Source organism: Kitasatospora sp. NPDC038210 (assembly GCF_055600605.1).
In genome coordinates this window covers 351,948-372,180 of sequence record NZ_JBVJYK010000006.1, presented here as the reverse complement: position 1 = coordinate 372,180, position 20,233 = coordinate 351,948, and the positions used below count along the sequence as shown (strand labels likewise).

22 protein-coding genes are annotated in these 20,233 nt (G+C 74.1%); 13 read left to right on the top strand and 9 right to left on the bottom strand.

Annotated elements, in window-relative coordinates; genetic code table 11:
* Positions 1–76: 76 nt before the first annotated feature.
* Genes ACZ7KX_RS15735 through ACZ7KX_RS15725 form a run of 3 tightly spaced genes read left to right on the top strand, consistent with a single transcriptional unit; the run spans position 77 to position 3,044 of the window.
* On the top strand, positions 77–1,060 hold the full coding sequence (locus ACZ7KX_RS15735) for an ABC transporter ATP-binding protein (RefSeq protein ID WP_470326898.1): 984 nt from the start codon (positions 77–79) through the stop codon (positions 1,058–1,060).
* Positions 1,057–1,779: an ABC transporter permease gene (locus tag ACZ7KX_RS15730; RefSeq protein WP_470326897.1), complete on the top strand. Its 723-nt coding sequence runs from the start codon at positions 1,057–1,059 to the stop codon at positions 1,777–1,779. The genes ACZ7KX_RS15735 and ACZ7KX_RS15730 overlap by 4 nt, the downstream gene beginning before the upstream one ends.
* Positions 1,780–1,787: 8 nt before the next feature.
* Positions 1,788–3,044: a sensor histidine kinase gene (locus ACZ7KX_RS15725; RefSeq protein ID WP_470326896.1), complete on the top strand. Its 1,257-nt coding sequence runs from the start codon at positions 1,788–1,790 to the stop codon at positions 3,042–3,044.
* 22 nt (positions 3,045–3,066) lie between these two features.
* On the opposite strand, the gene ACZ7KX_RS15720 is transcribed toward ACZ7KX_RS15725, so the two are convergent.
* A complete protein-coding gene (locus ACZ7KX_RS15720; RefSeq protein ID WP_470326895.1) occupies positions 3,067–4,476 on the bottom strand; it encodes a sensor histidine kinase in 1,410 nt (469 codons plus the stop codon).
* A gap of 2 nt (positions 4,477–4,478) precedes the next feature.
* Positions 4,479–5,144: a response regulator transcription factor gene (locus tag ACZ7KX_RS15715; RefSeq protein ID WP_470326894.1), complete on the bottom strand. Its 666-nt coding sequence runs from the start codon at positions 5,142–5,144 to the stop codon at positions 4,479–4,481.
* Between the two features lie 143 nt (positions 5,145–5,287).
* Here ACZ7KX_RS15715 and murJ point away from each other — a divergent pair, with 143 nt between their 5' ends.
* From murJ to ACZ7KX_RS15700, 3 genes are read left to right on the top strand one after another with little or no spacing between them, the layout of a single operon-like run.
* A complete protein-coding gene (murJ, locus tag ACZ7KX_RS15710; RefSeq protein WP_470326893.1) occupies positions 5,288–7,012 on the top strand; it encodes a murein biosynthesis integral membrane protein MurJ in 1,725 nt (574 codons plus the stop codon).
* Positions 7,009–7,326, top strand: coding sequence for a hypothetical protein (locus ACZ7KX_RS15705; RefSeq protein ID WP_470326892.1), 318 nt, complete (start codon positions 7,009–7,011; stop codon positions 7,324–7,326). Before murJ ends, ACZ7KX_RS15705 begins: the two co-directional genes overlap by 4 nt.
* 14 nt (positions 7,327–7,340) lie before the next feature.
* Complete coding sequence (locus tag ACZ7KX_RS15700) at positions 7,341–7,691, top strand: hypothetical protein (RefSeq protein WP_470326891.1); 351 nt, start codon at positions 7,341–7,343, stop codon at positions 7,689–7,691.
* Positions 7,692–7,731: 40 nt separating this feature from the next.
* Here ACZ7KX_RS15700 and ACZ7KX_RS15695 read toward each other — a convergent pair whose 3' ends face one another.
* Positions 7,732–8,232 (bottom strand): GNAT family N-acetyltransferase, encoded by a 501-nt coding sequence (locus ACZ7KX_RS15695; RefSeq protein ID WP_470326890.1) that lies wholly within the window; start codon positions 8,230–8,232, stop codon positions 7,732–7,734.
* Complete coding sequence (locus ACZ7KX_RS15690; protein WP_470326889.1) at positions 8,226–9,182, bottom strand: MerR family transcriptional regulator; 957 nt, start codon at positions 9,180–9,182, stop codon at positions 8,226–8,228. The genes ACZ7KX_RS15695 and ACZ7KX_RS15690 overlap by 7 nt, the downstream gene beginning before the upstream one ends.
* Before the next feature lie 162 nt (positions 9,183–9,344).
* Here ACZ7KX_RS15690 and ACZ7KX_RS15685 point away from each other — a divergent pair, with 162 nt between their 5' ends.
* Positions 9,345–9,974 carry a response regulator gene (locus tag ACZ7KX_RS15685; RefSeq protein ID WP_470326888.1) on the top strand — a complete coding sequence of 210 codons (630 nt, stop codon included), beginning with the start codon at positions 9,345–9,347 and terminating at the stop codon, positions 9,972–9,974.
* Positions 9,975–9,987: 13 nt separating this feature from the next.
* Here the strand turns inward: ACZ7KX_RS15685 and ACZ7KX_RS15680 are convergent, their stop codons facing one another.
* Both ACZ7KX_RS15680 and ACZ7KX_RS15675 read right to left on the bottom strand, forming a co-directional pair.
* The gene (locus ACZ7KX_RS15680; RefSeq protein WP_470326887.1) at positions 9,988–10,896 is read right to left on the bottom strand and encodes a transglutaminase family protein; all 909 of its coding nucleotides are present in this window, start codon (positions 10,894–10,896) and stop codon (positions 9,988–9,990) included.
* 124 nt (positions 10,897–11,020) lie between these two features.
* Entirely contained in the window at positions 11,021–12,034 is a 1,014-nt protein-coding gene (locus tag ACZ7KX_RS15675) for a GNAT family N-acetyltransferase (RefSeq protein ID WP_470326886.1), read from the bottom strand.
* Positions 12,035–12,164: 130 nt separating this feature from the next.
* On the opposite strand from ACZ7KX_RS15675, the gene fdxA reads away from it, so the two are divergent.
* Both fdxA and dapC read left to right on the top strand, forming a co-directional pair.
* On the top strand, positions 12,165–12,491 hold the full coding sequence (gene fdxA / locus ACZ7KX_RS15670) for a ferredoxin (protein WP_030061559.1): 327 nt from the start codon (positions 12,165–12,167) through the stop codon (positions 12,489–12,491).
* Positions 12,492–12,511: 20 nt separating this feature from the next.
* On the top strand, positions 12,512–13,660 hold the full coding sequence (gene dapC / locus ACZ7KX_RS15665; protein WP_470326885.1) for a succinyldiaminopimelate transaminase: 1,149 nt from the start codon (positions 12,512–12,514) through the stop codon (positions 13,658–13,660).
* 118 nt (positions 13,661–13,778) lie between these two features.
* On the opposite strand, the gene ACZ7KX_RS15660 is transcribed toward dapC, so the two are convergent.
* Both ACZ7KX_RS15660 and ACZ7KX_RS15655 read right to left on the bottom strand, forming a co-directional pair.
* Positions 13,779–14,582 carry a hypothetical protein gene (locus ACZ7KX_RS15660; protein ID WP_470326884.1) on the bottom strand — a complete coding sequence of 268 codons (804 nt, stop codon included), beginning with the start codon at positions 14,580–14,582 and terminating at the stop codon, positions 13,779–13,781.
* Positions 14,583–14,884: 302 nt separating this feature from the next.
* Entirely contained in the window at positions 14,885–15,943 is a 1,059-nt protein-coding gene (locus ACZ7KX_RS15655) for a VldE C-terminal domain-containing protein (RefSeq protein ID WP_470326883.1), read from the bottom strand.
* Positions 15,944–16,131: 188 nt separating this feature from the next.
* On the opposite strand from ACZ7KX_RS15655, the gene dapE reads away from it, so the two are divergent.
* Both dapE and ACZ7KX_RS15645 read left to right on the top strand, forming a co-directional pair.
* Positions 16,132–17,208 (top strand): succinyl-diaminopimelate desuccinylase, encoded by a 1,077-nt coding sequence (gene dapE / locus ACZ7KX_RS15650; protein WP_470326882.1) that lies wholly within the window; start codon positions 16,132–16,134, stop codon positions 17,206–17,208.
* A 112-nt stretch (positions 17,209–17,320) separates the two neighbouring features.
* The gene (locus tag ACZ7KX_RS15645) at positions 17,321–18,130 is read left to right on the top strand and encodes an LOG family protein (protein ID WP_470326881.1); all 810 of its coding nucleotides are present in this window, start codon (positions 17,321–17,323) and stop codon (positions 18,128–18,130) included.
* 55 nt (positions 18,131–18,185) lie between these two features.
* Here the strand turns inward: ACZ7KX_RS15645 and folP are convergent, their stop codons facing one another.
* The gene (folP, locus tag ACZ7KX_RS15640) at positions 18,186–18,998 is read right to left on the bottom strand and encodes a dihydropteroate synthase (RefSeq protein WP_470326975.1); all 813 of its coding nucleotides are present in this window, start codon (positions 18,996–18,998) and stop codon (positions 18,186–18,188) included.
* Between the two features lie 181 nt (positions 18,999–19,179).
* Between folP and ACZ7KX_RS15635 the strand changes: the two genes are divergently transcribed.
* Positions 19,180–19,626 (top strand): DivIVA domain-containing protein, encoded by a 447-nt coding sequence (locus ACZ7KX_RS15635; protein ID WP_470326880.1) that lies wholly within the window; start codon positions 19,180–19,182, stop codon positions 19,624–19,626.
* Complete coding sequence (locus ACZ7KX_RS15630) at positions 19,623–20,216, top strand: DNA-3-methyladenine glycosylase I (RefSeq protein WP_470326879.1); 594 nt, start codon at positions 19,623–19,625, stop codon at positions 20,214–20,216. The genes ACZ7KX_RS15635 and ACZ7KX_RS15630 overlap by 4 nt, the downstream gene beginning before the upstream one ends.
* Positions 20,217–20,233 lie beyond the last annotated feature (17 nt).

The following is a 20,233-nucleotide window of genomic DNA, read 5'->3' as shown; positions in this document are numbered from 1 at the left end:
GCCCCCGCCCGCGCGGGACTCTGAGGTGGTGCGAACGGCAACGGACACGACACCACCAGGGAAGAGGAGCCGGGCGATGGACACCGAGGCGGTGGCCGCCTTCCGCGGCGTGGGCAAGAGCTACGGGCGGGTGCGCGCCGTGGACGGGCTGGACCTCGTGCTGCGGCCGGGGGAGACCGTCGCCCTGCTCGGCCCGAACGGCGCCGGCAAGTCCACCAGCCTCGACCTGCTGCTCGGCCTGCGCGAGCCCGACCAGGGCGGGGTGACGCTGTTCGGCGGCACCCCGCGGGCTGCGATCGAGGCCGGACGGGTCGGCGCGATGCTGCAGAGCGGCGGGCTGATGTCCGACGTCAAGGTGCGCGAGCTGGTGCGGCTCGCCTGCGACGTGCACCCTCGCGGCCGGTCGGTGCCGGAGGTGCTGGCCGACGCCGGGATCACCGAGCTGGCGGAGCGCCGGGTCGACAAGCTGTCCGGCGGGCAGGAGCAGCGGGTCCGCTTCGCCCTGGCGATCGCCGGCGACAACGACCTGATCGTGCTGGACGAGCCCACCACCGGCATGGACGTCAGCGTCCGGCAGTCGTTCTGGGCGAGCATGCGGGCGCAGGCCGACGCCGGGCGCACGGTGCTCTTCGCCACCCACTACCTGGAGGAGGCCGACTCGATCGCCGACCGCGTCCTGGTGCTGCACCGGGGCCGGCTGATCGCCGACGGCAGCTCCGCGGAGATCAAGGCGCGGGCCGGGGCCCGCCGGATCGTGTTCGAACTCCACGACGCGGACGGCCGGTTCGAGGACGCCGTGCTGCGCGCCCTGCCGGGTGTGCAGTCTCTGGACGTCACCGCGAGGGTCCCGGGGGTGCGGACGGTGCGGATCCGCACCGCGGACGCCGACGCGAGCGTCGCCGGGCTCTACCGGGCGGGCCTGTACCCGCGCGGGCTGGAGGTCACCGGCCTGGGCCTGGAGCAGGCCTTCCTGACCATCACCGGCGAGCTGGACCGGGACGACGCCCGGTCGGACGCCGCCGCCCCGCAGAACGACGCCGCCCTGGAGAGTGCGCGATGACCACCCTGATCCGGCTGGAGATCCTGCGGACCCTCCGCAACCGGCGCTACCTGTTCTTCACCGTGGCCTACCCGGCGCTGATGTACGTCTTCTTCATCCACGCGTACGGCGCCGCCAACCAGGCCGGCGGACTGCCGGTGAAGACCTACTTCATGGTGTCGATGGCCACCTTCGGCGCGGTCGGCGCGGTGCTCACCGGCAACGCGCAGCGGATCTCGCTGGAGCGCAAGACCGGCTGGACGCGCCAGCTGCGGCTGACGGCGCTGCCGGGCCGGGCGTACACCCTCGGCAAGATCGCGGCGAGCGCGGTGACCACGCTGCCGGCGATCCTGGTGGTCTTCGCGGTCGGCGCCAGCCAGGGCGTCTCGCTGGGCGCGGCGCAGTGGATCGGGCTGGCGGCCGCGCTGTGGCTGGGCAGCTTCGTCTTCGCGGCGCTCGGGGTGGCGCTCGGCTACGCGGCGGCGCCGGACTCGGTGCAGCCGATCGTGATGATCACCTACATGGCGATGGCGCTGCTCGGCGGCACCTGGTTCCCGGTGGGCGGTTCGCTGGAGAAGTTCGCCCGCTTCAATCCGGTGTTCCTGTACAACAAGCTGGCCACGTTCACCCAGCCCGGGCACTCCCTGGACACCGTCGCGGCCGTCGGGCTGGCCGGATTCCTGGTGGTGTTCGTCGTGGCCGCGACGGCCCTGTACCGCCGTGACACCCGCCAGGCATGATGATCCACATGAGCGACACGCGTCAGGCCGACCACTCCGACGAGCAGCCGGGGGCGGGCCCGGCGCGTGCGTCGTTCATGAACGTCCCCGGATCCCCGGTGGAGACCAGGCGGCAGCTGCTGGTCAAGGTCGCCTGGATGCTGCTGTGGCTGACATACCTGGCCTACCCGGTGAGCCGCCTGCTGAACGGCGAGCACAGCACGGGCGCCGAGGTCTTCGGCTGGATCAGCCTGGCGTTCTTCGTGGGCAGTTACGTCCTGCTGGTGATCTTCCGCTCGACCCCGGGGATGTGGCCGCGGGCCTGCCGGGTGATCGTCGCACTGATGGTGGCGCTCGCGATCGCGTCCTCCGTGGTGCTCGGCGAGACCTTCCTGCCCCTCTTCATCTACACCTCGGTGTGCGTCGCGATCATCGCGCCGACGCAGTACGCGCTGCGCGCCCTGGCCGCCATGTCCGGGCTCGTCGTCGTGGTCGGCCTGCTGATCCACGCCGGACTGGACAGCATCGCGACCTTCGCCCTCAGCGCCTTCCTCTCCGGCGCCGCGATGACCGGCCTGCAGCGGCTCGTCGCCACCATGAAGGAGCTGCGCGAGGCCCGCGCCGCCGTCGCGCACCTGGCCGCCTCCGAGGAGCGGCTGCGGCTCGCCCGCGACCTGCACGACCTGCTCGGGCACTCGCTCTCGCTGATCACCCTGAAGAGCGAGCTGGCCGGGCGGTTCATGGACGCCGGCAAGGACGAGGCGGCGCGGGCGCAGGTCGCCGACATCGAGCAGGTCGCCCGGCAGTCGCTGATCGACGTCCGGGAGGCGGTCACCGGCTTCCGCCGTCCCACCCTGCCGGTCGAACTCGCCGCCGCCCGTACCGCGCTGGCCGCCGCCCAGGTCCGGCTGGAGGTCGCGCCGGAGCTGGTGGACAGCTGGCCGGGACTGGCCACCGAGGAGGCGGGCGCGCTGGCCTGGGCGCTGCGCGAGGCCGTCACCAACATCGTCCGGCACGGCGAGGACGCCACCGTCTGCACGGTGACGGCGGACGAGAACTGGGCGGGCGACGGCGAGCGCTACGCCGTCCTGGAGATCGCCGACGACGGGCGCGGGCCGGGCAAGTCCCAGCCCGGGAACGGCCTGTCCGGGCTGGAGGAGCGACTGGCATTGGTAGGCGGGCGGCTGGAGACCGGACCGGCGGAGCGGGGCAGGGGCTTCCGGCTGCGGGCCTCGGTGCCGCTGCGGACGGTGTCCGTCGCGCCCGGAGCCACGAGGCCCGAGTAGCCGGCCCGGCCGGCCGAGCCGGTCAGGCGGACGGCAGCTCCAGCACGAAGCGGGCGCCGCGCGGCGCGTGGGCGACGCGCAGGCTGCCGCCGTGCCGGGTGGCGACGTCCGCCGCGATGGCCAGGCCCAGGCCGCTGCCGCCGGCGTCCCGGCTGCGGGCCTCGTCGAGCCGGGTGAACGGTTCGAAGATCCGCTCGCGGTCCTCCAGCGGCACGCCCGGGCCGTCGTCCCGGACCTCCACGACGCAGCCGTACGCGGTCTGCCGCGCGGACATCACCACCTCGGTCGCCGCGTGCCGCTTGGCGTTGTCCAGCAGGTTGCGCACCAGCCGGTGCAGCCGGATCCGGCTGCCGCGCACCAGGACCGCCTCGGGCGTGTCCACCCTGAGGACGAGCCGGGTGTGGAGGGCCGGGCGGTACTGGTCGGCGAGTTCGCGCAGCACGGCGGACAGGTCGACGGTGGCGAGCCGGCCGGCCGCCGCCGGGTGCGTGCCCCGGGCCAGGAACAGCAGGTCCTCGGTGAGCTGCTGGAGCCGCTCGACGGAGGTCAGCGCCTCCTGGGTGGCGGCCGGCCAGTCGGTGCGCTCGGGGTGGGCCAGCGAGACTTCGAGGTTGGTGCGCAGCGCCGCGATCGGGCTGCGCAACTCGTGCGAGGCGTCCGCGACGAAGCGCTGCTGCTGGGCGGCCGAGCGTTCCAGCCGGTCCAGTGTGGCGTTGGTGGTCCGGGCCATCCGGGTGATCTCGTCGCCGGAGGGCGGCACCGGGACGCGGCGGTCCAGCCGGTGTTCGCCGATCTCGGCCAGCTCGGCGCGGATCGCGTCCACCGGGCGCAGCGCCCGGCGGGTCGCCACCCAGGCCGTCAGCGCGACCAGCAGCGCCGCGACGGGCACGCCGGCCTGGAGCACCGGGTCGATGGTGCGCAGCGAGGCCTCGGCGGCGAACGGCGTGGCCAGCACGTAGACCGTGTAGGGGTTGGTCCCCGCCCGCGGCTGGTAGCCGTCCTTCTCCAGCAGCGGGCTCCAGGCGCCCATCGCGACGAAGGTGCGTCCCGAGTAGCGGTTGGCGGCGGCCGTGCCGACGGGGCCGATGGTGATCCGCTGGACCGTCTGCCAGTCGTCCGGCGCCAGGTGCGGCACCAGCACCGGCATCGGCCCGACCAGGTGCTGGGTGGTCAGCGGGCCGCCCATGGTGACCAGTTGGCCGTCGTTGCCCAGCACCAGGTACGGCAGCTGCTTCTTGTCGGCCAGCTGCTGGCCGTACTTGAAGTTGTTGCTGATCTCCCGGGCCTGCGACTTGGCCTCCGACTCGGCGGCCTGCAGCTGGGCGTCGTACATGTGGTCGCGCAGCCACCAGGCGCCGCCGCCGAGCAGCAGCAGGGCCGCGAGACCGGCCGCCAGCGAGGTGCGCAGGCGGGTGGAGAGGCGGCTGAGCACGGTCAGGCCTCCAGTCGGTAGCCGGCGCCGCGCACGGTGGTGATCGAGCGGACGCCGAACGGGGAGTCCACCTTGCGGCGCAGCATGCTGACGTACACCTCGACGATGGACTCCTCGCCGTCGAAGGCGATGTCCCACACCTCGTCGACGATCCGGCGCTTGGACAGCACCTCGCCGGGGTGCTCGGCCAGGCAGCGCAGCACGGCGAACTCGCGCTCGGTGAGGGTGATCTCGGCGCTGCCGCGGCCGCAGCGGCGGCCCGCCGGGTCCAGCCACAGGTCGCCCACCCGCAGCATCGGGCCGGGGGTCTGGCTGCGGCGGATCAGGGCGCGCAGGCGGGCCAGGAAGACCATGTACGAGAACGGCTTGGTGAGGTAGTCGTCGGCGCCGGTGTCCAGGCCCTCGGCCTCGTCGTACTCGCCGTCCTTGGCGGTCAGCATCAGGATCGGGGTGGTCACGCCCTCGGCGCGCAGCGCCTCGCACACCTTGTAGCCGTTCAGGCCGGGCAGCATGATGTCGAGCACGATCGCCCGGTAGGCGTGCCGCCGGGCCAGCCGCAGGCCGGTGAGGCCGTCCGGGGCGAGGTCGACGGTGTAGCCCTCGGCCTCCAGGCCGCGCCGGACGGCCGCGGCGACCTGGGGGTCGTCCTCCACCATCAGAATTTCCATGCGGATCAGGATGCCACCGGCGCCGGATCCGCTCCTTAAGCGGTCTTCAGCTTTCTCAGCTTCGCTTCAGGGCACTTGACGCATGCTCTCGCCGTTCTCGCCGGCCTGCTCGGGCCGGTGCCCGGAGCGAGAGGAGCTGGCGGATGACCGTTCTCCAGGAGGCCGTCGGGGCCCGTGGGCTCGGGCACGCCCGTGAGCCCGGGCAGGGGGTGGAGCCGAGGTCCGCCGGGGCGCACCCGGCCCTGGGCGGGCCGGCCCTGCCTGCTCCGTCGGCCAGGCCCGTTCCGTCGACCCCGGCCGTTCCGACGGCGCGGCCCGTCCCGTCCGCCCGGCACCGCAAGCCGCGGCGCACGGTACCGCCGAGCCTGGTGATGGCGGTGGGGACGGTGGTGTCCCGGGCGACCGGCTTCGTCCGCTCGGCGGTGCTGGTGGCCGTCCTGGGCTCGGGGGTGCTCGCGGACGGCTACAACGTGGCGAACACGGTGCCCAACATCCTGTTCGTGCTGCTGATCGGCGGCGCGCTGAACACCGCGCTGGTGCCCCACCTCGTGCGCGCCGCCAAGGAGTCGGCGGACGGCGGTGCGGCGCACGTCAACCGGCTGGTGACGGTGCTGGTGGCCGCCCTGCTGGTGCTGACGGCCGTGGTGGTGCCGGCCGCGCCGCTCGTCGTCCGGGCCTACACCTCGTACGGCGACGCGCAGTTGGACCGCACGGTGCTGCTGGCGTACCTGTGCCTGCCGCAGGTGTTCTTCTACGGCCTGTTCACGGTGCTGGGCCAACTCCTCAACGCCCGGCAGCGGTTCGCGCCGATGGCGTGGGCGCCCGTGCTCAACAACCTGGTCGTGATCGGGGTGTTCGGTGCGTACGTCGGACGGCGGTCCTTCTCCGCCACCGACCTGACGGTGCTGGGCGCCGGGACGACGGCGGGCGTGGTGGTGCAGAGCCTGGTGCTGCTGCCCTGCCTGCGGGCCGCCGGGGTGCGGCTGCGGCCGCGCTGGGACTGGCGGCAGGCCGGGCTCGGCGAGCCGCTGCGGGCCGCCGGGTGGACGCTGCTGCTGGTGCTCAGCGACCAGGTCGGCTACTGGGTGGTGACCCGGCTCTCCACGCTCGCCGGCTCGCAGGCCGCCGCCGCCGGTCTCCCGGGCGTCGGGTACACGGCCTACAGCAGCGCGTACCTGCTGTGGATCGTGCCGCACGGCGTGATCACGGTGTCCGTGGTGACCGCCGCCGTCCCCGCGCTCAGCGCGGCCGCCGACACCCCGCGCGCCGTCCGCGGCATCCTCTCCCGGACCGTCCGCACGATCGGGGTGGTGACCGTCCCGGCGGCCTGTGCGCTGGCCGTCCTCGCGCCGCAGCTGTGCGCCCTCGCCTTCGGTCACGGCCGGACCGGCTCCGCCGACGTCCAGGCCATCGCGGGCATGCTGGCCGCCTTCGCCCCCGGCCTGGTCCTCTACTCGGCCGCGTACGCGCTCACCCGCACCTTCTACGCGCTCGGCGACAGCCGCACGCCCTTCCTGCTGAACCTCCTGCCCGTCGCCGCCACCGTGCTCGGCGCCCTGCTCTGCCACCGGCTGCTGCCGCTGCGCTGGGTCGTCACCGGGATGGCCGGCTGCTACGGCGGCTCCTTCCTGCTCACCTGCGTGGCGGCCCAGCTGCTGCTGCGCCGTCGCCTCGGCCCGCTGCGCGTGCTGGGCGCCCACCTCAAGCTGCTCGCCGCCGCCCTCCCGGCCGCGGCCGCCGCCTGGTGGACCGCCCGCTACGGCCTGCTGCCCGCCGGCGCCGCCCTCGCCGTCGTCTACCTGCTCCTCGCCCACCTCCTCCGCATCGAAGAACTGTCCGCCCTCACCACGCGATTGCGCCGCCGATGAACCAGCTCCCCGCCGACGTCCGCCACACCCTCGACGTCCTCCTGCCCCACGGCCACCCGCTGCGCGCCCAGGTCCCGCACCTGCGCATCCGGGCCCGCTGCGCCTGCGGTTGCACCGTCCACTTCACCGGCCCCGACCCGGCGGCCCGTCCGGAGATCGCGGCCGAGACGGACCTCGGCGAGGACGGCGAGGTCCTCCTCTTCGCCGAGGACGGGCGGCTCTCCCGGCTGGAGGTCTGCTCCTGGACCGACCCCAAGCTCACCCTGGCCGACGCCGCCCGTTTCCTGTGCGGGGAACCCGGCGGGGCGGCCTGATCGTCCTACCGGGCATGCCCACCGCCCTCGTTCTCGGTTTCGACCCGCACAGCGTCCCCGGCATGGACGGCGACGCCGTGCGGGCCGTCCTCGACGCCGAACTCGCCCGCTTCGCCGATCACGGCATCGATGCCGCGATGACCCTGGTCGCCCCCGACGCGACCGCCGAGCCCGCGATCGTCGCGGCGCTCGACGGGCACGGGTGGGACGTCGTCGTCATCGGCGGCGGCATCCGCAAGCCCGAGCCCGCCCTTCCGTTCTTCGAACTCGTCGTCAACCTCGTCCGCCGCCACGCGCCCGGGGCCGCCATCGCCTTCAACACCAGCGGCGCGGACAGCGTCGAGGCCGCCCTGCGCTGGCTCTGACCGGCCCCGGCCCCGTTCCCGGGCGGCCCGGCCGCTCCGGCTACTGCGCCGGGCGCAGATCGTCCAGGTCGCGGCGGTAGGCGAGGGCCGGGAGGCCGCCGAGCAGGAACCGGTGCCCGAACCGGAAGCCGTTGCGGACGAGCACGGCCTGCGAGGCGGCGTTGTCGACGGAGGTGCCCGCCGTCAGGGAGCGCAGGCCGTAGGGGCCGGCCGCGAGCCGGCAGACCTCGGCGACCGCGGCGGAGGCGATCCCCCGGCCGGCGGCGGCTTCGGCGACCCGGTAGCCGAGTTCGGCGGTGCCGTCGGCGATGTCGACCAGGTTGACGCGGCCGACGAGCCCGCCGTCCGCGTCCCGGATCACGTGGAACCGGCAGGTGCCCGCGCCCTGTTCGGCGAGCAGCGCGGCGTGCCGGCTCGGGAAGTCGGCGAAGTAGTCGTCCCCGCGGTCGGGGACGCTGCGGGCGAAGTACGCGCGGTTGGTGCGTTCGAAGGCCAGCAGGGCTTCGGCGTGGTCCGGGCGGAGGGGTTCCAGGCTCAGCATCCCGACAGTCTGGCCCGCAGGGCCTCGCCGAACCACTCGAACACCTCCCGCAGGCTCTCCGGGGCGGGCCAGCCGTTGACGGTCGCCAGCAGGTGCCAGTAGCGCTCGGCGCGCGGGTCGTCGGCGATCCCGAGGCGGTCGAGCAGCCACCGCCGGAGGTCGGCGTCGTCGGGGCGGCCGAAGGCCTCGGCGTAGGCGGCGGTGAGGGAGTCGACGACGGGGTCGGCGGCGGGGGAGGCGGGGGCGATGCCGTCCGCCAGGGCCGTGCCCACCGAGGACCGTACGGCCGCGGTGAGTTCGGAGTGCAGGCCGCCGCGGTCCCCGTCCGCCCGCTCCGCGGCCTGGCGCTCGGCCATCCGGCGCACCGCTGCGCGGAAGTCCGGGTCCTGGACGAGTTCGCCCAGCTCGACCCAGGCCTCGACCTGCTCCGGCCGCGGCTCGTCCGGCAGTTCGGGCATGGCGGAGCGCATCATGGCGACGAACTCGGGGTTGGCGTCGAGGCCGCCGAAGGCCTCGTCGATGAAGTCGTGGACGAGGCGCCGGCGTTCGGCGTCGGAGAGTGCGGCGAGCTTGTGCATGAGTTTCATCTCCTCTGGGGTGGAGTCACGTTGGGCGACCGCGAGCAGAACCGCCCGGCGCAGCCGCAGGGTGCGGATCTGCACCTGGAGCGCCTCGGCGTGCGCGGCGGCGACCTCGTGCAGCGGGGTCTCCCGCTCCAGCACCCGGCGGATCGCGGGCAGGTCGAGGCCGAGCTCGCGCAGGGTGCGGACGAGGTCCAGCCGGGCGAGCGCGTGGACGTCGTAGCGCCGGTAGCCGGCAGGGGTGCGGTCGGTGGGCGGCACGAGGCCGGTGTCTGCGTAGAACCGGATGGTCTTGACCGTGAGCCCGGTGCGCCGGGCGAGGTCGCCGATCGAGTACCGGATGCCGTCGTCCGGGGAGCTGCCGTCCATGGGCACCACTGTGGACTCTCCCCCTACCGGAGACTCAAGTCCGTTGGCAGGCCGCCCCGCTCGGGCCGTCTGCCCGCTCGGCCCGCCTGCCCGCTCGGCCCGCCTGCCCGCTCGGCCCGCCTGCCCGTCCGGAGCTCCGGCCCGCCCCCTAAGGTCATGGCCATGGACGACACTGAGAACGGGGCCTCGATCCGCGTGCTGCTGGCCGAGGACCAGGGGATGGTCCGGGAGGCGCTGGCCGCGCTGCTGGGCCTCGAAGGGGACATCGACGTCGTCGCGCAGGTCGGGCGCGGTGACGAGGTGGTGGCGGCGGTGCTGGCGAACGACGTGCGGGTCGCCGTGCTGGACATCGAGATGCCGGGGATGACCGGTATCGAGGCGGCCGCCGAGCTGCGCAGGCAGGCGCCGCACACCAAGGTGGTCATCGCGACCACCTTCGGCCGCCCCGGCTACCTCCGCCGGGCGATGGAGTCGGGCGCCGACGCGTTCCTGGTGAAGGACGCGCCGGCCGCCGAGCTGGCCGAGGCGATCCGCCGGGTGCTGCGCGGCGAGCGGGTGATCGACCCGGCGCTGGCGGCGGCCGCGCTGGCGGAGGGCGCCAACCCGCTGACCCCGCGCGAGCGTGACGTCCTGGGCGCGGCCGCCGACGGCGCGGTGAACGCGGACATCGCCAAGCGGCTGCACCTGTCCGAGGGCACGGTGCGCAACTACCTGTCGATGGCGATCCAGAAGACCGGGGCCCGCAACCGCACCGAGGCGGTCCGGATCGCCCGTGAGAAGGGCTGGCTGTAGCTCCGCCCGGAGCTCAGTTCAGCCGGTGCCGGGCCGCCCGCGCCTCCTGCCGGACCTTGGCGGCGCCGTCCGGGTCGAAGGCGTCCAGGATCTGCGCGTACGCGTCCATCTCCGCCGAGCCGCCGAGGAAGTCCCCCGTGCGGACGAGGAGTTCGGCCCGCTCCAGCCGGAGCTGGGCGGGGTGGCGGGGCAGCAGCAGGGCGAGTTCGGTGGCCCAGAGCTGGGTGCGGGCCTGCTCGGGGCGGTCGGAGGCCCAGACGCGGATGTTGCCGAGCACGCGCAGCACGATGTCCAGGGGCTGGGCGGGGGTGAGCAGGTCGGGAGTGAACTCGTGCCCGGCGGCGGCGACCAGGTCCTCGACGTCCCCGGGGTCGAGCAGCCGCCCGCCGTGGAACGGGTCGGCCAGGACGTAGTCGTCGCCGTCGGCCGGCCCTCCGACGGCGACCACGAAGTGGCCGGGCAGCGCGATGCCGTGGACGGTGAGCCCGGCCCGCCGCCCGACCGCCATCCACACCAGCGAGAGCATGATCGGCAGCCCGCGCCGCCGCCGCAGCACCTCCGGCAGCAGGGAGGACTCCAGCCGCCGGTAGTCCGCCTGCCGCCCGTGGAACCGCTCCCGCCCGCCGAGGACGGCCGCGAGCAGGGCGGCGGTCTCCTCGGGTCCGGCGGGCGCGCGCTCGGCGACGGCCAGCCGGACGGCGGCCGCGTGCCGGTCCAGCGCGGCCTCGCAGGCGGCGAGCAGGGCGTCCACGCCCGGCGGCTCGCCGGGATCGCCCGGGTCGAGCGCCGGCCGGTGCTCGGCGGCGGCGAGCAGGCAGAGCAGCACCGGGTCTGGCTGCTCGGAGCGGGCGGCGGTCCGGAAGCGGTCTCTGCTCTGCTCGGTCACGGTGACGGCGACGGCTTTCGTACGGCGGACGGACAAGACGACGGACGGACGGGACGACTGGCGGACGGGCGCCTGGCGGACGGGCGACGGACGGACGGGCGACGGACGGGCGACGGACGGACGGGGCGGGGACAGACAAGCCGACGGATCGGCCCGAGCGCTACCCCTGGGGAAGGAGGGCGTAGTGGTAAGTGTGACTGGTCGTGAAGCCGAGTCCGTCATAGAGCGCGATCGCCCCCGCGTTCTCCGCCTCGACCTGCAGGTACCCGCCGGTCGCGCCCTCCTCGGCGGCCCGCGAGGCGAGCACCGCCATGACCGCCGTCGCCAGCCCGGCCCGCCGCGCGTACGGCTGAACCTCGATCGCGCCGAAGCAGGCCCAGGCCCCCTCGATGACACAGCGTCCGATCGCCAGCGGCGGCTGCCCGGGCGCTCCCGGCACGGTGGCGAACCAGACCGACGGCCCGCCGTGCAGCACCCGCCGCGCCGCCTCCTCGACCTCCCGGTCGTCGCTGACCCGCCGGTACAGCGACAGCCACGCCCCGTCGGCCGTCCGGGACAGCCGCACCCGGTCCTGCCCGCCGCCGGCCCGCGCGAGCCCGGCCAGCGGGCTGGTGCGGACCAGGGTCGGCGCGTACCCGGCGCCCAGCCGGTCGAGTTCCGTCCGCAGCTCCTCCGGCGACCCGGGGGTGATCACCTCGACGTACGAGGGCAGCCCGCGCTCGGCGTACCAGGCCCGGACGGCGGCCAGGGCCTCCGGCAGCGGCAGCCCGGGGTCCCCGAGGGCCTGGACGGAGTTGGCCCGCCGGGTGAACCCGGCCGAGGCGCGCAGCGTCCACCCGCCGAGGGGCTCCTGCTCGACGGCCGGCCAGCCGCGCCCCGCGATCCGCTGCAGCTCGACCGGCGTGGCGACCGGCAGCGGGGCGCGCCGGACGGGAAACGGTGGCACGACCTTGCCCGCGACCAGCAGCTTCTCCGGCAAGAGGACCGGATCCCCGGACCGCGGCACGACCGTCAATCCATGATCGTCCCACGATGTGAGCACGCCGATCGAATCCCGGAACACCGGACGGTCGTCCACGAACTCGGCGAGGCGTCGGACGGACACGCGTCGTCCCACGTCAGAGCGATCTATCCGGACCTCCGGACGGCTGTCGACCGGGTTGCCCGTCGCCATGTGGCCACCTCCTGTGCATTTGCGGTCTCCGACCCGCGATACTAGGGGCGGGCATCGACGACGCCGCGCTCACCGCGCACGCGAGCAGAACAGAACGGGCCACCAGGCCCTTCCGAGGAGGAACGACAGCGTGACCTACGTCATCGCGCAGCCTTGTGTCGACGTGAAGGACAAGGCGTGCATCGAAGAGTGCCCGGTTGACTGCATCTACGAGGGCGAGCGATCGCTCTACATCCACCCGGATGAGTGTGTCGACTGTGGCGCTTGCGAGCCGGTCTGCCCGGTCGAGGCGATCTTCTACGAGGACGACACTCCGGAGGAGTGGAAGGACTACTACAAGGCGAACGTCGAGTTCTTCGACGACCTGGGCTCGCCCGGTGGTGCCTCGAAGCTGGGCCTGATCGAGCGTGACCACCCGTTCATCGCCGCTCTGCCGCCGCAGAACGCCGACCACTGACGATCGGTGGCAACGAAGCTGTGAACAACGACAGCACGCGCGCGCCGTTCCCGGGCCACCCGGGGGCGGCGCGCCGCGTTTCCGACCTCCTGCCGGTCTTCCCCTGGGACAAGCTGGAGCCGTACAAGACCACGGCCCTGGCGCACCCGGGCGGCCTCTGCGACTTCTCGGTCGGCACCCCGGTGGACCCGGTCCCCGAGCTGATCCAGAAGGCGCTGGCCGCGCACACCGACACGCCCGGCTACCCGACCGTCTGGGGGCCGCTGGAGCTGCGCGAGGCGATCGCCGGCTGGCTGCACCGCCGCCTCGGCGCCGGGATCGGCCCGCAGGCCGTCCTGCCGACCGTCGGCTCCAAGGAACTGGTGGCCTGGCTGCCGACCCAGCTCGGCCTCGGCCCCGGCGACCAGGTCGCCTACCCGCGCCTGGCCTACCCCACGTACGAGGTGGGCGCGCGGCTGTGCGGCGCCGAGCCCGTCGAGTACGACTCGGTGGACGAGCTGGACGGCTCCCGGGTGCGCCTGCTCTGGGTGAACTCGCCGTCCAACCCGACCGGCCGGGTGCTGGGCGCGGACGAGCTGCGCCGCGCCGTCGAGTGGGCCCGCGAGCACCGGGCGCTGCTGGTCAGCGACGAGTGCTACCTGGAGCTGGGCTGGGAGGCCGACCCGGTCTCCGTCCTGCACCCGGAGGTGTGCGGCGGCGGCCACGAGGGCCTGCTGGCCGTCCACTCCCTCTCCAAGCGCTCCAATCTGGCCGGTTACCGCGCCTCCTTCGTCGCGGGCGACCCGGTGGTGGTCAAGGAGCTGCTGGAGGTGCGCAAGCACGGCGGCATGATCGTGCCCGCGCCGGTCCAGGCCGCGACCGTCGCCGCGCTCGCGGACGACGCGCACGTGGCCGAGCAGCGCGAGCGGTACGCGGCCCGGCGCTCGGCGCTGCGGGCGGCGCTGGAGGCCTACGGCTTCCGGATCGAGCACTCCGAGGCGAGCCTCTACCTGTGGGCGACCCAGGACCGCCCGTGCTGGGAGACCGTCGCCGAGCTGGCGCAGCTGGGCATCCTGGTGGCGCCCGGCGACTTCTACGGTCCGGCCGGCGAGCGCTTCGTCCGGGTCGCGTTCACCGCGACCGACGAGCGGGTCGCCGCGGCCGTGGAGCGGCTGAACGCGGCACGCTGAGCGCACGCAGCACGCAGCACGCACGCGCGAAGGGCCGGTGTTCCTCCTGGGAACACCGACCCTTCGGCATCGGGACCACCGCACGCGGGCTACCGCGTCCGGGGCCACCGCGTCCGGACTACAGCGGCAGGCCGCTGATGCTGCCGCCGTTCACGCCGTTCAGCAGCCCGCCCAGCGGGCCGAGCGCGCCGGTGAGGCCGGACAGCGGGTTGTTCGGGCCGAGGTCGGCGCCGCCGAGGCGGTTGGCCGAACCGTGCTCGGCCAGGCCCAGGACGTCGGCGCCGGGGAGGTCGGCCGGAAGGGCGTGCTGCACCGAGCCGAGCGGCAGCGCGCGCTCCACCGAGCCCAACGGCAGCGCGTCGGTGACGGTGTTGGTGCCGGGGACGGCGCCGGAGAGCTTGCCGGCGCCCGGCAGGGCCTGCGCGACGGAGCCCGCCTGGGAGAGCCCGCCGACCGGGCCGGCGCCGGCGTCGGCGCTGCGGGTGGCCGCGCTCCTGCCCGTGACGGCCTCACCGAGCTTGCCGGCCAGGGCCGAGGCGACCTTCGGGGTGACGGCGGAGAGCTGGCCGGTGGTGGCGGCGGTCTGGTCGACCGGCGCGGTCAGCGAACTGGCCTTCTCGTTCGCCTCGGGGAGCTGCTGGGCGACGATGTTGCCGGCGGCGTCGGCGGAGGCCGGTACGCCCGCGGCGACGGTGGCCGCGCCGGTGGTGCCGGCGGCCTGGCCCAGCTGGTGGGTGGTGTGCTGCAGGGTGGAACCGGTGTCGGTGTTGGTCAGCTGGCCCAGCGGTGCCGCGAGGTCACTCTTGGGCAGCAGGGCGTCCCCGCCCAGGGCGGACGCGGAGCCGGCCGCGACCAGCGGGGTCGCTCCGGCCGCCACGACGAGCGCGGCCTGGGCGATCCGGCGCGTGAGGGGGTGAGACATGGGGCTCCTCGAAGGGGTCTGGGTCCGTCCCGTCCGCCCCTGGGACCGGGCGTGGACGACCGGGCGGACGACGTTGTTACCGCTTGAGAAGCCAGAAGGTTTCGGTCGCTGCAAGGAAAGGTCCCGACCGACCATCGGATCGTACGACCGCAGTGGAGGCGACTGCCGGGTCCCGCCGGAGGCCGTGGAACCGGCCCGGCCAAGGGGAGTGACGGTTCTCCGACCGGGGGAGCGGAACCGGTCGCCGGTCCACCGGGATTGACCGGAATCACCCGTCCGGCGGCAACCCGTACGTCTGTGCGTCAGCCCTTGTCGGGTGCCGCCATGGTGACCTGGACGAGCTTGGTCGAGGTGCCCGACGGCTGCGGCTGCCAGCCGTCCTCCGACTTGCTCTTGCGCCAGATCTTCCCGTCGTAGGCGACCGTCGCGATGCCCAGCTGCTGGGCCTGGGCGACCGCCCAGTGGGCCACCTCCCAGCCGCTCGCCCGCTCGGCGCTCACCCCGCCGTCGGCGCCGGCGTCCGCGGAGGAGGTCAGCGCGGCGGTGGCCGGGTCCGGGGTCAGCGCCACCGCGTTCTCGGCGCCCTTGATGGTCGAGGCGTACCCGGTGGCCGGGGTGACGGTGCGGCCGAACTCCCGGCGCACCCGGTCGGACAGCACCTGGGCCCGGTCCGGCGCCGCGGCCGGGGCGGCGGAGGCGGTGGCGGTCGGGGAGGGGGAGTCACCCGGGTCCGGCTTGGCGTAGTCGTGCACGATGCAGGAGAACGAGGCGGGCTCGCGGCCGGCCAGCGCCGAGGTGAGCAGGGTCGCCTTGGTCTCGTGCTTGGCGTAGGCCTGCGGGTAGCCGCTCTTCTGCACCGCCTGCGCGGCGTCGGTCAGCGGCAGCCGGGTGTAGCCCGGGACCTTGACCAGGCCGTCCAGGAACTTGTTCGTCGCGTACACCGGGTCCGCGATCTGCTCCGGGGTGCCCCAGCCCATCGAGGGCCGCTGCTGGAAGAGGCCGATCGAGTCCCGGTCGCCGCCCGCGAGGTTGCGCAGCTTCGACTCCTGCATGGCGGTCGCCAGCGAGATCGCGGTCGCCCGGTCCGGCAGCCCGCGCGAGCGCGCCACCGCGGCGATCGTCGCGGCGTTGGCGGCCTGCGGCAGCTCCAGGGTGCCGTTGCCGGCCGCGGTCTTCACCGTGCAGCCCTCGGACTCGCCCGGCTTGAAGCCGAACCACCAGATGCCGACCACGGCCAGGCCCGCGACCAGCGCGAGGCCCAGCAGCCCGACGATCACCAACAGCAGCGCGCGTAGCGGCCCGCGGCGGCGAGCGGGCGCCGTCTCGTCGCCCAGCGCCTCGCTGCTCCTCTTCCTGGCCACCGTCGCCCCTCTCGCGCCTGCTCCTTGATCCGACACCGTACCCACTCGGACGGATGTGCGGCGCCCCCCGGTTGCCGAACCGAGTCCCATCCGTGTCACAGAACGTGTCTCCCCGGTGTCGCGGAGGCGAGCACCGGTGTCACGGGGCGACCACGCAGAGCGCACGGGGCGCGGACTAGGCTGGCGCCATGAGCAGCCCGAACCCGACGCCCCTGGACCTCACCCTCGACGGCGGCACGCTGACCGCCCGGCTCGTCGACTTCCCGTCGGTGAGCGGCGACGAGCAGGCGCTCGCCGACGCCGTGGAGGCCGCCCTGCGCGGCTACCCGCACCTCACCGTGGACCGGTACGGCAACAACGTGGTCGCGCGGACGAACCTGGGCCGGGCCGAGCGCGTCGTCCTGGCCGGCCACCTGGACACCGTGCCGATCGCCGACAACCTGCCCTCGTACGTCGAGGGCGACCTGCTCTACGGCTGCGGCACCTCGGACATGAAGTCCGGCGTGGCCGTCCAGCTGCGGCTCGCCGCCACCCTGCCCGAGCCCAACCGCGACCTCACCTTCGTGTTCTACGACTGCGAGGAGGTGGAGGCCCACCGCAACGGCCTCGGCCACCTCGCCAAGGACCGTCCGGAGTGGCTGGCCGCGGACTTCGCGGTGCTGATGGAGCCCAGCGGCGCCATGGTCGAGGGCGGCTGCCAGGGCACCCTGCGGGCGCAGATCCGGCTCACCGGCGTGCGCGCCCACGCGGCCCGCAGCTGGCTCGGCGACAACGCCATCCACCGCGCCGCCGAGGTGCTCACCCGGCTCGCGCAGTACCAGCCGCGCCGGGTGGAGATCGACGGCCTGGAGTACCGCGAGGGCCTGAACGCGGTCCGGATCGACGGCGGCGTGGCCGGCAACGTCATCCCGGACGAGTGCGTCGTCACGGTCAACTTCCGCTACGCGCCGGACCGCAGCGAGGCGGATGCGGAGAAGCACGTGCGCGAGGTCTTCGACGGCTTCGAGCTGACCGTCACCGACTTCGCCCCGGGCGCCCTGCCCGGCCTCTCCCAGCCGGCCGCGCAGGCCTTCCTGGCGGCCACCGGCGGCCAGGCCCGGGCCAAGTTCGGCTGGACGGACGTCGCCCGGTTCAGCGCGCTGGGCGTCCCGGCGGTCAACTACGGCCCCGGCGACCCGAACCTCGCGCACAAGCGGGAGGAGCACTGCTCGCTGAGCGCCATCGCGGAGACCGAGGAGCGCCTGCGGGCCTGGCTGACCGACTGAGCCCCGCCCCCGGGCAGCCGATCCGATCAACGGTCGAACGCCATCTTCCGGTTGCCCAACCGACCTTCCCCCGTTGCCTGAAATCGGGGGAGGGCGGGCGTAGGGTTTCGTCATGACAGGCACAGGAGACGAAAAGCAGTACGGACACGGCCCCGAGCAGGTCGGCGTGCCGCGGAAGAAGAAGGCCTGGCCCGAGAAGCAGAAGGGCCCGGTGCTGGTGCGCCGGGACCAGGTCGGCACGAGCACCACGGACCAGCGCCTGCTGGACACCACCGGGCCGACCGACTGGCTGCACACCGACCCGTGGCGGGTGCTGCGGATCACCTCCGAGTTCGTCGAGGGCTTCGGCGCCCTCGCCGAACTCCCGCCCGCGATCAGCGTCTTCGGCTCCGCCCGGACCCCGGCGGACTCGCCCGAGTACGAGGCCGGCGTGGCCATCGGCCGGGCCCTCGCCGAGGCCGGCTACGCGGTGATCACCGGTGGCGGCCCGGGTGCGATGGAGGCCGCCAACCGCGGCGCCTCCGAGGCCGGTGGCCTCAGCGTCGGGCTCGGCATCGAGCTGCCCTTCGAGCAGGGCCTCAACGAGTTCGTCGACCTCGGGCTGAACTTCCGTTACTTCTTCGTCCGCAAGACGATGTTCGTGAAGTACGCGCAGGGCTTCGTGGTCCTGCCCGGCGGCCTCGGCACCCTGGACGAGCTGTTCGAGGCGCTCACCCTGGTGCAGACGAAGAAGGTCACCCGCTTCCCGGTGATCCTCTACGGCACCGCGTACTGGGGCGGCCTCTTCGAGTGGCTGAAGAACACCCTGGTCGCGCAGGGCAAGGCGGCCCCGCACGACCTGGAGCTGTTCCACATCACCGACGAGGTCGACGAGGTCATGAAGATCCTCGCCGACGCCCGCCGGCCCGTGAACGAGATCTGACGGGATCCGGCGCGAGCGAGCCCGTGAGCGAGCCGAAGGGGCGCCGCGGCGCTTCCTAGGCCAGCCCCCGGCGGGCGACCGCCGGGGGGCGGGTGCCCCGGATCGAGGCGACCATGTCCAGTACCTGGCGGGTCTCCGCGACCTGGTGCACCCGGTAGACCTGCGCGCCCAGCCAGGCCGAGACCGCCGTCGTCGCGAGCGTGCCGAGCAGCCGCTCGTTCACCGGCTTGTCCAGGGTCTCGCCGACGAAGTCCTTGTTGGACAGCGAGACCAGCACCGGGAAGCCGGTAGCGGTCATCTCCGGCAGCCGTCGGGTGGCCTCCAGCGAGTGCCGGGTGTTCTTGCCGAAGTCGTGCCCCGGGTCGATGATCACCGCGTCGCGCCGCACGCCCAGCTCCACGGCGCGCTCGGCCAGCCCCACGGTCACCCGCAGGATGTCCGCCATCACGTCCTCGTACCCCGCCCGGTGCGGACGGGTGCGCGGCTCGGCGCCGCCCGCATGGGTGCAGACCAGCCCGACGTCGTGGCGGGCGGCCACCTCGGCGAGCTTCGGGTCGACCCCGCCCCAGGCGTCGTTCAGCAGGTCGGCGCCCACCTCGCAGACCGCCTCGCCGACCTCGTGCCGCCAGGTGTCCACGCTGATCACCGCGTCGGGGTGGCGCTTGCGCAGCTCGGCCACGAAGGGCACGGTGCGCCGCAGCTCCTCCTCGACCGTGACCTCGTCGCCCGGCCCGGCCTTGACCCCGCCGATGTCCAGGATCGCCGCGCCCTCGGCCATCGCCCGGTCGGCGGCCGCGAACGCGGCCTCGTCGGCGAAGGTCGCGCCCTTGTCGAAGAACGAGTCCGGCGTCCGGTTGACGATCGCCATGATCACCAGTTCGTCGTCACCGAATTCCCGCGGTCCCAGGCGCAGTGCCACCGATGTCTCCTCCAGAGCTCCTGCGGGTGCGATGATGGCCCCCGGCCTCACTAAGGGACCATGCTGTCATGATCAGTCTGGTTCCCTGGCACCTCGACGAAGGCCGACCGGGAGTTCGGGAGGACAGCTCGTGTTCTGGGTGATCGTGGTCGCCATGGCCGTGGTGGTCGGCGGCGCCGCCCTGGTGGCGCTCGGCGGGGGCGGCTCGATGCCGGAGGCGGTACCGGACCGCATCTCCGCACGGCTCCCGCAGGACCGCCCGCTGGGCAAGGCGGACGTGGACGAACTGCGCCTGCCGATGGCGCTGCGCGGCTACCGGATGGACGAGGTGGACGACGTCCTGGACCGTCTGGGCGCCGAACTGGCCTACCGCGACGCGCGGATCGCCGAGCTGGAGGCCGCGGCCCACCTGCGCGGCGCGGTCGAGGCGACCACCGGCCCCGACCCGGCGGCCGAACCGCTGCCCGGCCTGGAGCAGTTCGCCAAGGTCGTCGAGCCGGCCGTCGCCCTCACCAAGCCGTCGTCCGGGGAGCCGGCCCGGGCCCCCGAGGACGCGAAGCCGGTGAACGACCAGTGACCGGACCGGTCGACGGTTCGGTGCTCGGCGGGGACGGGCTGCTCCGCTGCGCCTGGGGTGACTCCACCGACGACTACCGGGTCTACCACGACACCGAGTGGGGCCGGCCGGTGCACGGCGACGACGCCCTGTTCGAGCGGGTCTGCCTGGAGGCCTTCCAGTCCGGCCTGTCCTGGCTGACCATCCTGCGCCGCCGCGAGGGCTTCCGGGCCGCGTTCGCCGGGTTCGAGATCGGCAAGGTCGCCGAGTTCGGCGAGGCCGACGAGGAGCGGCTGCTCGCCGACGCGGGCATCATCCGCAACCGGGCCAAGATCGCGGCGGCGATCGCCAACGCACGGGTCGCCCGTGACCTGGAGGGCGGGCTGGACGCGCTGATCTGGGGCTTCGCGCCGGAGCCGGGCCGGCCGGCCCCCCGCCGGATGAGCGAGGTGCCGGCCGTCACGCCCGAGTCGACGGCGCTGGCGAAGGCGCTGAAGAAGGCGGGCTTCCGCTTCGTCGGCCCGACCACCGCCTACGCCCTGATGCAGGCCTGCGGCCTGGTGGACGACCACCTGGCGGACTGCCACGTCCGCACCGGGGCGAAGGGCTGAGCCGGCCGCCCGCCCGG

Excerpts from the sequence above, each read along its gene's own strand:
- ACZ7KX_RS15730 (WP_470326897.1), top strand. The coding sequence starts at position 1,057 with ATGACCACCCTGATCCGGCTGGAGATCCTGCGGACCCTCCGCAACCGG.
- ACZ7KX_RS15695 (WP_470326890.1), bottom strand. The coding sequence starts at position 8,232 with ATGCTGAGCCTGGAACCCCTCCGCCCGGACCACGCCGAAGCCCTGCTG.
- ACZ7KX_RS15705 (WP_470326892.1), top strand. The coding sequence starts at position 7,009 with ATGAACCAGCTCCCCGCCGACGTCCGCCACACCCTCGACGTCCTCCTG.
- ACZ7KX_RS15660 (WP_470326884.1), bottom strand. The coding sequence starts at position 14,582 with ATGTCTCACCCCCTCACGCGCCGGATCGCCCAGGCCGCGCTCGTCGTG.
- folP (WP_470326975.1), bottom strand. The coding sequence starts at position 18,998 with ATGGCGATCGTCAACCGGACGCCGGACTCGTTCTTCGACAAGGGCGCG.
- ACZ7KX_RS15700 (WP_470326891.1), top strand. The coding sequence starts at position 7,341 with ATGCCCACCGCCCTCGTTCTCGGTTTCGACCCGCACAGCGTCCCCGGC.
- ACZ7KX_RS15725 (WP_470326896.1), top strand. The coding sequence starts at position 1,788 with ATGAGCGACACGCGTCAGGCCGACCACTCCGACGAGCAGCCGGGGGCG.
- ACZ7KX_RS15645 (WP_470326881.1), top strand. The coding sequence starts at position 17,321 with ATGACAGGCACAGGAGACGAAAAGCAGTACGGACACGGCCCCGAGCAG.
- ACZ7KX_RS15690 (WP_470326889.1), bottom strand. The coding sequence starts at position 9,182 with ATGGACGGCAGCTCCCCGGACGACGGCATCCGGTACTCGATCGGCGAC.
- dapE (WP_470326882.1), top strand. The coding sequence starts at position 16,132 with ATGAGCAGCCCGAACCCGACGCCCCTGGACCTCACCCTCGACGGCGGC.
- ACZ7KX_RS15735 (WP_470326898.1), top strand. The coding sequence starts at position 77 with ATGGACACCGAGGCGGTGGCCGCCTTCCGCGGCGTGGGCAAGAGCTAC.
- murJ (WP_470326893.1), top strand. The coding sequence starts at position 5,288 with ATGACCGTTCTCCAGGAGGCCGTCGGGGCCCGTGGGCTCGGGCACGCC.
- ACZ7KX_RS15675 (WP_470326886.1), bottom strand. The coding sequence starts at position 12,034 with ATGGCGACGGGCAACCCGGTCGACAGCCGTCCGGAGGTCCGGATAGAT.
- ACZ7KX_RS15685 (WP_470326888.1), top strand. The coding sequence starts at position 9,345 with ATGGACGACACTGAGAACGGGGCCTCGATCCGCGTGCTGCTGGCCGAG.
- ACZ7KX_RS15715 (WP_470326894.1), bottom strand. The coding sequence starts at position 5,144 with ATGGAAATTCTGATGGTGGAGGACGACCCCCAGGTCGCCGCGGCCGTC.